The following is a 13279-nucleotide window of genomic DNA, read 5'->3' on the forward strand; positions in this document are numbered from 1 at the left end:
TGGGCCAATCTCCAGGACGGGGGCGTACGCCGAAACTTACTTGACTGAGCCGGCTTTGGCAAACCGCGTGCGGCGGCGTGTCCACATCTCGTGTGGGGATAACCCGCATCCGTCTCACGCTTGCTACACTGCAAGCCGTTCCCGCCCTGCGGACATCTCCTGTCATGAAGCCAGAACTGCTGGTCCTCATCGCGCTGCGCGGCGACGCGCAGCGCCGGATAGCGGCGTCGTTCGTCGTGCACGACGCGTCGACGCCCGAAGCGCGCGAACGCGCGATCGCCGAGCATGGCGGCACGATCCGCGCGGTGCTGACCAATGGCAGCACGGGCCTCGGCGCCGCCGAGATCGACCGGCTGCCGCAACTGACGTTCGTCAGCGCGCTGGGCGCGGGCTACGAGCAGATCGACGTCGCGCACGCGAAGGCGCGCGGCATCACGGTCGTCACGGGCGCCGGCACCAACGACGACTGCGTGGCCGACCACGCGTTCGCGCTGCTGCTCGCGACGGTGCGCGGCGTCGTCAGGCTCGACGCGCACACCCGCGCCGGCGTGTGGCGCGACGGACTGCCGATGCCGCCGAACGTGTCGGGCAAGAAGCTCGGCATCGTCGGGCTCGGCAAGATCGGCGAGAAATGCGCGCGCCGCGCGGCCGGCTTCGACATTGAGATCGGCTATCACAACCGGTCGAGCAAGGACGTGCCGTACCGCTATTTCGACCGGCTCGACGCGCTCGCGCAATGGGCCGATTTCCTGATCGTCGCGACGCCGGGCGGCGCGGGCACGCGGCACCTCGTCGATCGCGCGGTGCTCGATGCGCTCGGCCCGGACGGTTTCATCGTGAACGTGTCGCGCGGCAGCGTCGTCGATACCGCTGCCCTGGCGGAAGCGCTGCGCGAAGGGCGCATCGCGGGCGCGGGGCTCGACGTCTACGAAGGCGAACCCGAACCGCCGCGCGCGCTGACCGATCTCGACAACGTCGTGCTGACGCCGCACATGGGCGGCTGGTCGCCCGAGGCGCTCGATCGCTCGGTGCAGCAGTTTCTCGACAACGCCGCACGGCATTTCGCCGGGCAACCGGTACTGACGCCGGTGTGAGTCTTGCGTCTGCTGTAGCGGCGGGATGCGTGCTGCAGCGAAGGAATGCGTCGTACGGCGATCGACCGCAGCGGCGCGCGCTCTTCCGCGCATTTGTTCACGTCGGGCGGCCCAATATGAAAAAAAGTTGCGCCGCGCCCGGTCATTGAGAGCCGAAATATCGAGCGGCCTGAAATAATATTTTTCTCCATGACGTCCGGCTGCGTGGCCGGACCTGCGCGCCTCATGGAGACGACCGATGAATCCCTCTGCAGCACCTCTGCCGGCCCTGAAACTGGACGGTCCCCTTCTGCTCGACCAGTTGCGGCAGCTCGGCGAGATCGGCGCGGACCGCGAAGCGGGCGGCCGGACCCGCATCGCGCTGACGGACGACGAGCGGGCCGGCCGCGATCTCGTCGCCGCATGGATGCGCGAACTGGACCTCGACGTTCGCGTCGACCGGATCGGCAACCTGTTCGGCACGCTGCGCGCGCACGCCGATGCCGATCAACTGCGTCCGCTGATGATCGGCTCCCACATCGACACCGTGACGAACGCCGGCGCCCTCGACGGCTGCTACGGCGTGCTGGCGGGCCTCGCCGTCGCGCGGGCGTTCCGCGATGCGGGCATCCGGCCGCCGCGCCCGATCACGATCGGCGCGTTTACCAACGAGGAGGGCATCCGCTACCAGCCCGACATGATGGGCTCGCTCGTGTACGCGGGCGGCATGCCGGTCGAAGCGGCGCTCGATACGGTCGGCATCGACGGCACGCGGCTCGGCGACGAACTGGCGCGCATCGGTTATGCGGGCGATCTCGAGCCCGGCGCGATCGTGCCGCACGAATACCTCGAGCTGCATATCGAGCAAGGTCCGGTTCTCGAGGCCGAGCAGCTGCGCATCGGCGTGGTCGAAAACCTGCAGGGCATCTCGTGGCAGCAGATCACCGTTCAGGGCAACGCGAACCATGCGGGCACCACGCCGACGCCTCTGCGGCACGACGCCGGCTGGGTCGCGGCGGCCGTCGCGACCTTCCTGCGCACGCTGGCGGTCGAGTCGCGCACGACGCTCGCGACGATCGGCATGCTGCGCATCGAGCCGAACGTGATCAACGTCATTCCGCGCAAGGCGGTGTTCACGGTGGATCTGCGCGATCCGGACGAACGGCGGCTGCAGGATGCGGAGCGGCGTCTGGCCGAGTTTCTCGTGCAGGCGGCGGAGCGGGAGGGCGTGACGATCTCGACCGAGCGGCTGGCCCGTTTCGAGCCGGTCGTGTTCGACGCCGGCCTGGCCGACGAGATCGAGGCGTCGGCGCGCCGCGCCGGTTTGTCGTATCGGCGGATGACGTCGGGCGCGGGGCATGACGCGCAGATGATCGCGCGCATCGCACCGGCCGCGATGATCTTCGTGCCGAGCCGCGGCGGGATCAGCCACAACCCGCGCGAGCACACCGACGACGATCAGCTGCTCGACGGCGCGAACGTGTTGCTCGATGTCGTGCTCAGGCGTCTGGCGGCGAGCTGAGCGGTCGCCCTCAACTTCTTCGGAATCGGTCCGTAAACCCTGAAAAAACCATCTGAAAGGAGAGAGGGCCATGACGAGTTCGGTCACGTCGGCGGGCAGCCTGTCGCCTGCGCAAATGGCGCAGGCGGCGCTCGACGACCGGCAGCTTGCGGGCGCGGCGGCCGCGCGGCCGCAGGATCCGCCGTTGGCGGTGCGGGCGCTCGACTTGCAGGCGATGCAGGCGGCGTTGACGAAACAGCTGTCGATGGCGGGCGAGCTGTCGACGAAGCTGAACCGGGTGACCGACGCGCTCGCGTCGAGCATGAGCGAGATTGTCGCGAAGCGCCCCGATCTGGCGGACGCGCAATTCGACTTCCAGACCGACGACGGCGCCATCCAGGTCGTATCGAAGACGATGAAGGAGAGCGATCGCGCATGGATCGAGCAGACGCTGAACGGCAATGCGAACCTGGTGCTGGCGACGCGCGCGTTTCACGACCAGGCGGTCGACATCGACGCGCAGGGCGCGCTGGTGCGCGGCGAGACGCCGTTCAGCGCCGACGATCGCGCGGCGGCCAGTCAGCGCGCCGACGGGCGCTTCCGCTTCATGGACCTGATCAATGCGGCCGTCGAGCGCAATCACGAGCTGCTGCAAGCCGGCGGACACTACGTCGCGCAGGACGGCACGCCGCTGAAGGTCGAGCAGTCGGCCGGCACCGCGCGCGGCACGCTGGCGCTGCTGGATATCGACCGCCAGCTGTCGTCCGGCACGGCGGTCTTCGTCGACGGTTCAGGGCAGAAGACGTACGGCATGCGGCCGATGCTGATCGACATGGACTTCGCGGTGCTCGCCGCGCCCGGCGCGCAGGACGGCAACCGCCTCGGCTTCCACGCGATCGCCTGACGTCGGCGCCTACGCGCCCGGGCGTATCGCCGGCTCGCGCAACGCGTCGCCGAGCGCGGCTTCGATCAGCGAGACCAGCCCGGTGCGCGTTTCGCGCGACGTCGTGAAGCCCGCGATCGCGATGCGCAGCGCGGGCACGTAGTAGGCCACCGTGCCCCAGAACCCGGCGTGCGAATAGCAGGGCCGGCCAGCGATCGTCTGGGCCGCGAGCCCGATTCGGTAGCCGTCCGCACCCGCGTGCGGGCCGGGCCGCAACATCTCGTCCAGCGTCCCGCGTGCGTCGAACACGCGCCCCTCGAACAGCCCGCGCATGAACGCGGCGAGGTCGCGCGCGGTCATCACGAGGCCGCCGCCGCCGTACAGGTCCATCGTCGGATCGACGTGCGTGACGTCGACGCCGCCGAAGGACTGGTGCGCGCGCGGCGCAACGCCGGCCGGCGGCGCTTCGGCGTCTTCCCACCAGGTCGAGGCGAGCCCGAGCGCGTCGAAGCGCAGCAGGCGCCGCACCGCGCGCGCCAGCGGCCATCCGGTCGCGCGTTCGATCGCGTCGCCGAGCAGCAGGTAGCCGGTGTCCGAATACCGGAATCGCGTGCCCGGCGCGTCGCTCGGCCGTTCGCGGCCGACGCCGAGACCGACCTGTTCCGCCCGGCTCCAGCGGCGCGCCGGGTTCGCCAGCACGGTCCGCAGATAGTTTTCGTCCGCGTGGTCGGGCAGGCCGGCCGAATGGCTCGCCAGTTGCCGCAGCGTCATCGACGACGGGCGGTAGCCGGCGTCGGCCAGCAGCGCGACCAGTTCGCGATCGAGCGACGCATCGGCCGGCGCGTCGAGGTCGATGCGGCGCTGCTCGGACAAGCGCATCAGCGACGCGGCGACGAAGGTCTTCGTATTGCTCGCGACGCGCAGCGGCGTATCGGCGGTCAACGGCTGCCCCGTCGCGGCGTTCGTGACGCCGTGCGCGGCGCTCCAGGGCGTGGCGAGGCCGTCGCCGGTGGCGAACAGCGCGACCGGCGTGTCGAGGTCCTGCAGCGCAGCGGCGAGTCGTTCGAAGTTCAACGGTTCCTCCGGTCGAAGATGGCGTCGGACCGCGGCGCTCCGGACTGTCGCATGCGGCGCGGCGGCACGCGCCAGCATACCGGCAAACCGCCGACCGGCCGGCATGGGCCGATGTTGCGCGCCGGCACGCCGATATTTCCATCGTTCCCGCTCTGACCCATAATGGCGACCAACATCGGGTCGAAGACCCACGGCGCAACCGGGCCGCGCCGTCACTGAGAGAACGATTCGGGGAGCGTTGCCGTACCGGCAGCATGTCCTGGACAAGGAAATAACAAAATGGATTTGCTGCGCTTCCTGCTGCTCTTGCCGATTCGTGCGATCGGTTTTGTCTGGCGTCTGCTCGGCCGCGTGCTGCGGCCGCTGGTCGGCGACGTGTCGTGGACCGCGCCCGCATGGCTCGGCCTCACCGCTACGGCCGTGCGCCGCCGCCCGTGGCATGCCGGCGGTGCGGTACTGCTCGCGGCCGCGCTCGCCGCCGGCGGATACTGGTACAAGCATCGTCCGAAACCGCCCGAGCCGGCGACCGTCGGCTTCACCGTGAAGGCGCCGGCCGTCACGGCCTACGAGGTCGACGACAGCGGCAAGCCGAAGGTGACCGTGCATCCGCTCGAAGTCGCGTTCGCGCAATCGGCCGCGCCGATCGAACTCGTCGGCAAGCCGGCCGGGCAGGGCATCGAGATGACGCCCGCGCTGAAGGGCGCATGGGAATGGGCCGACGACAAGACGCTGCGCTTCACGCCGGCGGCCGACTGGCCGGTTGGCGCGCACGTCGAGGTGCGGTTCGCGGTGCGCCAGGCGTTCGCGCCGCAGGTCACGCTGCAGGACGACCATTTCGCGTTCGACATCCCGGCATTCGCGATGCAGTCGAGCGACAACGCGTTCTACCAGAACCCCGACAATCCGGCGGAAAAGCAGGCGCTGCTGCAACTGAACTTCAACTATCCGGTCGATCCGGCCGAGCTCGAGAAGCGCATCGGCCTCGTGCTGGTCGGCCGCGACGGCAAGACCACGACGCCGCTGCGCTACACGGTCAGCTACGACACGATGAAAATGCGCGCGTGGGTCCGCTCGCAGCCGCTCGAGATTCCGCACGACCCGCTGTCCGCGCGCCTTGACGTCGACAAGGGCGTGAAGAGCGCACGCGGCGGCGCCGGCACGCAGGCCGCGCTGCAGGCGGCGGTTGCGGTGCCGGGCCTGTACAGCCTGTCGATCGGCGACGTATCGCCGACACTCGTCGACAACGAACGCTACGAGCCCGAGCAAGTGCTCGTCGCGCAAGCGTCGGACGGCGTGCGCAGCGCCGAGCTCGCCGCGCGCGCGAAGGCCTGGGTGCTGCCGAAGCGCAAGCCGGGCGTCGACCAGTCCGACGACGATCCTCCGTACGAATGGAACCTCGCCGACATCAGCGACGCGGTGCTGAAGCAGTCGAAGCCGCTGCCGCTCGAAGCGATCCCGACCGAGGACGACTACGCGACGATGCAGAGCTTCAAGTACCACGCGACGCCGGGCGACCGCGTCTACGTGCGCTTCGACGACGGGCTGAAATCGGCGGGCGGCTACCTGCTCGGCAAGCCGGTGACGCGCGCGTTCACGGTGCCCGACTATCCGAAGCTGCTGCGCTTCATGGCCGACGGCTCGCTGCTGTCGATGAGCGGCAGCAAGCGGCTGTCGGTGGTGTCGCGCAACCTGCCGGGGATGAAGGTCGAGATCGGCCGCGTCGTGCCCGACCAGCTTCAGCATCTGGTCAGCTTCAACAACGGCTCGTACTCGCATCCCGAGCTGTCGTATTCGTTCAGCGAGGATCATATCGTCGAGCGCTTCGTGCAGAAGCGCGCATTCCCGGCCGGCGATCCGGGCAAGGCGCACTACGAGGGCATCGATCTCGGCCAGTACCTGAAGGGCGGCAAGCGCGGCGTGTTCCTGCTGCACCTGTCGAAGTACGACCCGGCCGCCGAGAAGAAGAAAAGCGACGACGCGCAGGAGGGCGACGCATCTTCCGACGGCGACAACAGTCAGGATCAGTCCGACCAGGCCGATTCCGGCGACGCCGGCAGCGACGACGACAGCGCGCTCGGCGACACGCGGCTGATCGTCGTCACCGATCTCGGGATGCTGGTCAAGCGCGCGCTCGACGGCAGCCAGGACGTGTTCATCCAGTCGATCCGCTCCGGCCGGCCGGTCGCGGGCGCGACCGTGTCGGTGCTCGCGGTGAACGGGCAGGCGCTGTTCACGCAGACGACGAGCGCCGACGGCGTCGTGCATTTCCCCGCGTTCAAGGGCCTCGACCGCGAGAAGCGCCCGCAGCTCTATGTCGTGAAGAAGGACGGCGACCTGTCGTTCCTGCCGGTCGGCGGCCGTGACCGCCAGCTCGACTTCTCGCGCTTCGACGTCGACGGCGAGCGCAACGCGACGGGCCAGGGCCAGCTGTCCGCATACCTGTTCTCGGATCGCGGACTGTACCGGCCCGGCGACCCGTTCCATATCGGGCTGATCGTGCGCGCGGCGAGCTGGGCGCGCAGCCCGGCCGGCGTACCGCTGCAGGCCGAGATCGTCGATTCGCGCGGCATCACGGTCGAGCGCAAGCCGGTGAGCGTCGATGCGACCGGTTTCACCGAGCTCGACTATACGACGGCCGAGACGGCGCCGACCGGCACCTGGACGGTCAACCTGTACATCATGAAGAACGGTCAGCCCGGCGACGAGCCGATCGGCAGCACGACGGTGCAGGTGAAGGAGTTCCTGCCCGACCGGATGAAGGTCGATGCGAGGCTGTCGCAGCAGGTGCTCGACGGCTGGGTGAAGCCGAAGGGACTGAAGGGCATCGTCGACGCGCAGAACCTGTTCGGCACGCCGGCCGAGAAGCGGCGCGTCGCTGCGACGCTGACGCTGCGCCCCGTGTGGCCGTCGTTCCGCAACTGGCAGGGCTACCGCTTCTTCGACGCGCGGCGCGCGAAGGAAGGCTATACGACCACGCTGCAGGACGGCACGACCGACGACAAGGGGCACGCGGAGTTCGACCTCGATCTCGACAAGTACGCGGACGCGACGTACCAGCTCTACTTCCAGGCGAAGGCATACGAAGCGGAGGGCGGACGCAACGTCGCGGCGAACGCGCAGACGCTCGTGTCGAACAACGACTGGCTGGTCGGCTACCGGTCGGTCGACGATCTGGGTTACGTGAAGCGCGGCAGCCCGCGCACGGTGCGGCTGGTCGCGATCGATCCGAACGCGAAGGCGATCGAGGTAAAGGGCCTGCGTGCGCAGCTCGTCGAGGAGCGCTACGTGTCGGTGCTGACCCGGCAGGATTCCGGCGTATACAAATACGACTCGCGGCTGAAGGAGGTGCCGGTCGACGACAAGCCGCTGGCGATCCCGGCGGCCGGCGTCGATTTCGCGCTGCGCACCGACAAGCCGGGCAGCTACGCGCTCGTGATCCGCGACGCGAACGGCGGCGCGGTGAACCGGATCGGCTATGCGGTGGCGGGCGACGCGAACGTCACGCGCTCGCTCGACCGCAACGCCGAGTTGCAGGTGAGCCTCGCGAAGCACGACTACAAGCCGGGCGAGCAGGTCGAGATCGCGATCCGTGCGCCGTACGCGGGCAGCGGCCTGATCACGATCGAGCGCGACAAGGTGTACGCGCACGCGTGGTTCCATGCGGGCACGACGAGCTCGATCCAGCACATCACGGTGCCGGCCGGTTTCGAGGGCAACGGCTACATCAACGTGCAGTACATCCGCGATCCCTCGTCGGACGAGATCTTCATGAGCCCGCTGAGCTACGGCGTCGTGCCGTTCTCGGTGAACCTCGACGCGCGCCGCAACGCGCTGACGGTCGATGCGCCGGCGCTCGTGAAGCCGGGCGACACGGTGAATTTCACCGTGCATTCGGCGAAGCCGGCGAAGGTCGTCGTGTTCGCGGTCGACGAGGGGATCCTGCAGGTCGCGCGCTACAAGCTCGGCGATCCGCTGAAGTTCTTCTTCCGCAAGCGGATGCTCGAAGTCGGCACGTCGCAGATCCTCGACCTGATCCTGCCGGACTTCGACAAGCTGATGTCGATGGCCGCGCCCGGCGGCGACGCCGACGACGCGATCGGCCGCCAGCTCAATCCATTCAGGCGCAAGCGCGACAAGCCGGTCGTCTACTGGTCGGGGATCGTCGACGTGAACGGCGACACGCGCGTGAGCTACACGGTGCCCGACTACTTCAACGGGAAGCTGCGCGTGATGGCGGTGTCGGTGTCGCCGGATCTGGTCGGCACGTTCGAAGGCGCGACCACGGTGCGCGGCGACTTCGTGCTGTCGCCGAACGTGCCGACCACGCTCGCGCCGGGCGACGAAGCCGACGTCAGCGTCGGCGTCGCGAACAACCTGACCGGCGCGGGCAACCAGCCGGTGCCGGTCGCGGTCACGCTGAAGACGGGCCCGCAGCTGCAGGTGATCGGCGCGGCGACGCAGAACGTCGCGCTCGCGCCGCAGCACGAGGGCGTCGCGCTGTTCCGCGTGAGGGCGACCGACACGCTCGGCTCGGGCACGCTGTCGTTCGGCGCGCGCTATGGCGCGAAGGGCGCGCAGCAGAACGTCGACGTGTCGGTGCGGCCGGCCGCCGCGTTCCGCACGCAACTCGACGCCGGCCGGCTCGAGGCGGGCAAGAAGGCGAGCGTGCCGAACCTGCGGCCGATGTACGACGCGTATGCGTCGCGCGACGCAAGCATGTCCACCGCGCCGCTCGTGCTGTCGGAGGGGCTGTCGTCGTATCTGGTCAATTTCGATCACTACTGCAGCGAGCAGATGGTCAGCGCGGTCGTGCCGCGGTTGTTTGCGTCGAACTGGCTGTCGGTGCGCGCGCTGACGAGCGCGATGCATGCGCCGGAAGCCGGCGCGGATGCGGCCAATGCGAACGCGGTCGCGCAGTTCTTCGGCGTGTTGCGCGGCCGGCAGAACGCGCAGGGCGGCTTCGGCCTGTGGAGCGCGACGCCGGACGCCGATCCGTTCGTGTCCGCCTACGCGATGCATGTGCTGATCGACGCGCGCGAGCGCGGCGCGGCCGTGCCGAAGGACATGCTCGACGCCGGCACGCAGTATCTGCAGAAGCTCGCGGCGAACGACGCGCTCGGTTCGCTCGACCTGCTGCGCCAGCGTGCGTATGCGGTGTACCTGCTGACGCGTCTGGGCAACGTGACGACCAACAGCCTCGCGACCGTGCAGAAACGCCTGCAGGATGCGTATCCCGACGCGTGGAAGAACGATCTCGCGGCCGCGTGGCTGGCCGCATCGTACCGCCTGCTCAAGCAGGACAAGGAGGCCGCCACGCTGATCGCGGGCCCGCAGGCGCTGCTCGAGCGGCGGCCTCGCGCCGACGACGGCTACGCGACGGGCTACTACCTCGATCCGCTGACGCGCGACGCAAGCGTGCTGTACCTGCTCGCGAAGCATTTCCCCGAGCGTGCGCGCAGCCTGTCGCCGCGCGCGATGGACAACATTGCCGCGCCGATCGTCGAGAACCGCTTCAACACGCTGTCGTCGGCGATGACGATCCTCGCGCTGGATGCGTACGCGGCGTCGAACGCGAGCCAGCTCGACCGGCTCGCGATCGACGAGATCCGCGCGGGCGCCGCGACGAAGGACGTGTCGTCGATCCGGGCGAATCTCGTGCGCTCGGGCACGTGGGCGGCGGGCGCATCGCGCGTCGACTTCGTGAACGGCAGCGCGCTGCCCGCGTGGTGGGTCGCGAGCCAGTCGGGCTACGACCGCGGCACGTCGAAGCAGGCGATTCGCAACGGCCTCGAGATCGTGCGCGACTACACGGACACGAACGGCAAGCCGCTCGACAAGATCGTGCTCGGCCAGGAGATCGACGTGCATCTGAAGATCCGGGCGACCGGCTCGGCGAGCGTCGGCAACGTCGCGATCGTCGATCTGCTGCCGGGCGGCTTCGATCCGGTGATCGCGCCGCCGCCCGCGACCGATGCGCAGGACGGCAGCAACGGCGATGGCGGCGACGGCGGTGCGTCGGCGCCGGCCGCGGATGCGCCGTGGCGCTCGCCGATCGGCGTGGCCGGCTCGACCTGGCAGCCGCAGTTTGCGGACGTGCGCGAGGATCGCGTGGTGATCTACGGCACCGCGACGAGCGACGTGCGCGAGTTCGTGTACCGGATCAAGGCGAGCAACGCGGGCCGCTTCATCGTGCCGCCCGCCTACGGCGAGTCGATGTACGATCGCCGGCTGCAGGCCCAGGCGCCGGGCGGGGCGGCGCTGACGGTGGAGCGCGCGCGATGACGCGGTGCGGGCGCGCGGGAGTGCCGGTGCATGGCTGACGCATCGGCGTTGCGGCGCGTGCTGCGCGGCGCGGGCCGCTGGCTGCAGCGCTGGCAGAACTGGATCGTCGGCGCACTGCTCGTGTTCGCGGTGCTGGCCGGATGCCGGCTGTGGCCGCATCCGCCGCTGCGCGACTGGAAGCCATCGTCGACCGCGGTGGTCGCCGCCGACGGCCGGCTGCTGCGGCTCACGCTCGCGAAGGACGACCGCTACCGGCTGTGGGTGCCGCTCGACCGGATGTCGCCGCAGCTGGTCGACGCGGTGATGCTGCACGAGGACCGCTGGTTCCGCTGGCATCCGGGCTTCAATCCGTACGGGCTCGCACGCGGCGCATGGGTCACGTACGTGCGCGGCGGCAACCCGCAGGGCGGCTCGACGCTGACGATGCAGCTCGCGCGTTCGCTCTGGCGGATCAACACGCGCACGCCGCTCGGCAAGCTCGAACAGGTCGCGCGCGCGATCCAGCTCGAACTCTTCTACTCGAAGCGGCAGATCCTCGAAGCCTATCTGAACGATGCGCCGTACGGCCGCAACGTCGAAGGCGCGGGCACCGCGAGCGTCGTCTATTTCGACAAGATGCCCGACGCGCTGACGCTGCCCGAGGCGCTCGCGCTGGCGGTGATTCCGCAGGACCCGGCGCGGCGCGTGCGCGGCGGGCAGGAGGCGATCAACCGCGCGCTCGCCCTGTCGCGTAACCGGCTTTACGCGCGCTGGTTGCGCGTGCATCCGCGCGATGCGTCGCTGCGACCGCTGTTCGCGTTGCCGCTCGCGATGCGCCCGCTGTCGGCGCTGCCGTTCGAGGCGCCGCATGCGGTCGACCAGGCGCTCGCCGCGCGGCGCGCATGGCGCATGCGCTCGGGCGAAGCGGGCGATGCAGGCGACGGCGACGAGGCGAATGCCACGTTCGCAACGACACTTGACCTCGACCTGCAGCACCTGCTCGAACGGCAGATCGCGCGCTACGTCGCGCGCAACGACACGCGCGGCGTGCGCAACGCGGCGGCGCTGCTCGTCGATACGCGCGACATGGGCGTGAAGGCGCTGGTCGGGTCCGCGAACTTCTTCGACCGGTCGATCGACGGGCAGGTGAACGGCACGCTCGCCCGGCGCTCGCCGGGCTCGACGCTGAAGCCGTTCATCTATGCGCTGGGTTTCGACCAGGGCGTGCTGCATCCGCAAACCGTGCTGCGCGACGTGCCGACCGCGTTCGGCCCGTATGCGCCGGAGAACTTCGACGGCCATTTCCTCGGGCCGATCACCGCGACCGACGCGCTGAACCGCAGCCGTAACGTGCCGGCCGTGTGGGTCGCGTCGCAGCTCAAGTCGCCCGATCTGTACCGGTTCCTGCAGGAAGCCGGCGTGCGCCGGCTCGCGAGCGCGCAGCACTACGGGCTCGCGCTCGTGCTCGGCGGTGGCGAGGTCACGATGCAGGATCTCGCGGGCCTTTACGCGATGCTCGCGAATCGCGGCGTGTTCCGGCCGCTGCGGCTGCGCGACGACGAGCCGGTGGCGCCGGGCCGCCGGCTGCTGAGCGCGGAGGCGAGCTACATGACGATGGACATGCTGCGCCAGCACTTGCGCCCCGACGAGACCAGCGGCGCGCAGCCGTCGGGCGTGCCCGTCTACTGGAAGACCGGCACGTCATGGTCGTTCCGCGATGCATGGACGGCCGGCGTGGTGGGCCCGTACGTGCTCGTCGTGTGGGTCGGCAACTTCGACAATTCGAGCAACACGGCCTTCGTCGGCGTCGATGCGGCTGCACCGCTGTTCTTCCAGGTGATCGACGCACTGAACGCCGAGCGCACGCTGGCCGAGCCGCCGCGCCCGGTGCCGGCCAACCTGAAGCGCGTGCGGATCTGCCTGGCGAGCGGCGATCTGCCGAACCAGTGGTGTCCGCAGCAGGGCTGGACCTGGTTCATTCCCGGCACGTCGCCGATCCGTGTGAGCACCGTGCACCGGCCGGTCGTGATCGACGACGCGACCGGCAACGCCGCGTGTCCGCCGTACGACGGCAAGCGCACGCATACCGAAGTCTTCGAGTTCTGGCCGTCGGATCTGCAGCAGGTGTTCGTACAGGCCGGCATCCCGCGCCGGCGTCCGCCGCAGAATCCGGACTGCCGCGACGCGGGGCAGGTCGACGGCGATCCGCCGCGCATCACGTCGCCGCTGCGCGGCAGCACCTATGCGATGCGCGTGAAAAGCGCGGACGATACACGCATCGCGTTCAATGCGACGGCCGACGCGAGCGCGCACACGCTGTACTGGTTCGTCAACGATGCGTATGTGGGTCGCAGCGCGCCGGGCGAAGCGCTGTTCTGGCAGCCGCACACGGCCGGCGGCTACACGGTGCGGGTGGTCGACGACCACGGCCGCAGCGACCAGCGGCCGCTGGCGGTCGGCCTGGAGCAGTGAGGACGCCGCGGCGAG

6 protein-coding genes are annotated in these 13279 nt (G+C 69.6%); 5 read left to right on the plus strand and 1 reads right to left on the minus strand.

Annotation, left to right across the window (positions count from 1 at the left end):
• Window positions 1–164: 164 nt before the first annotated feature.
• The 3 genes from WS57_RS02245 to WS57_RS02255 all read left to right on the plus strand — a co-directional run bounded on the left by WS57_RS02245 (window position 165) and on the right by WS57_RS02255 (window position 3478).
• Entirely contained in the window at window positions 165–1094 is a 930-nt protein-coding gene (locus WS57_RS02245) for a 2-hydroxyacid dehydrogenase (protein ID WP_059515150.1), read from the plus strand.
• Window positions 1095–1332: 238 nt separating this feature from the next.
• Window positions 1333–2595, plus strand: coding sequence for a Zn-dependent hydrolase (locus WS57_RS02250; protein ID WP_059515152.1), 1263 nt, complete (start codon window positions 1333–1335; stop codon window positions 2593–2595).
• A gap of 70 nt (window positions 2596–2665) precedes the next feature.
• Window positions 2666–3478: a hypothetical protein gene (locus WS57_RS02255; protein WP_059515153.1), complete on the plus strand. Its 813-nt coding sequence runs from the start codon at window positions 2666–2668 to the stop codon at window positions 3476–3478.
• A 9-nt stretch (window positions 3479–3487) separates the two neighbouring features.
• On the opposite strand, the gene WS57_RS02260 is transcribed toward WS57_RS02255, so the two are convergent.
• Window positions 3488–4531, minus strand: a complete 1044-nt coding sequence (locus WS57_RS02260) for a serine hydrolase domain-containing protein (protein ID WP_063888045.1) — start codon at window positions 4529–4531, stop codon at window positions 3488–3490.
• Window positions 4532–4810: 279 nt separating this feature from the next.
• Here WS57_RS02260 and WS57_RS02265 point away from each other — a divergent pair, with 279 nt between their 5' ends.
• Window positions 4811–10813, plus strand: coding sequence for an alpha-2-macroglobulin family protein (locus tag WS57_RS02265; RefSeq protein ID WP_069243684.1), 6003 nt, complete (start codon window positions 4811–4813; stop codon window positions 10811–10813).
• 30 nt (window positions 10814–10843) lie between these two features.
• Window positions 10844–13264, plus strand: a complete 2421-nt coding sequence (gene pbpC / locus WS57_RS02270) for a penicillin-binding protein 1C (RefSeq protein WP_069243685.1) — start codon at window positions 10844–10846, stop codon at window positions 13262–13264.
• Window positions 13265–13279: the final 15 nt, after the last annotated feature.

Source organism: Burkholderia pseudomultivorans (genome assembly GCF_001718415.1).
Classification (GTDB): domain Bacteria; phylum Pseudomonadota; class Gammaproteobacteria; order Burkholderiales; family Burkholderiaceae; genus Burkholderia; species Burkholderia pseudomultivorans_A.

Bases quoted from the DNA above. Each gene is read 5' to 3' on its own strand.
- WS57_RS02245 (WP_059515150.1), top strand. From the start codon at position 165: ATGAAGCCAGAACTGCTGGTCCTCATCGCGCTGCGCGGCGACGCGCAG.
- WS57_RS02250 (WP_059515152.1), top strand. From the start codon at position 1,333: ATGAATCCCTCTGCAGCACCTCTGCCGGCCCTGAAACTGGACGGTCCC.
- WS57_RS02255 (WP_059515153.1), top strand. From the start codon at position 2,666: ATGACGAGTTCGGTCACGTCGGCGGGCAGCCTGTCGCCTGCGCAAATG.
- WS57_RS02265 (WP_069243684.1), top strand. From the start codon at position 4,811: ATGGATTTGCTGCGCTTCCTGCTGCTCTTGCCGATTCGTGCGATCGGT.
- pbpC (WP_069243685.1), top strand. From the start codon at position 10,844: ATGGCTGACGCATCGGCGTTGCGGCGCGTGCTGCGCGGCGCGGGCCGC.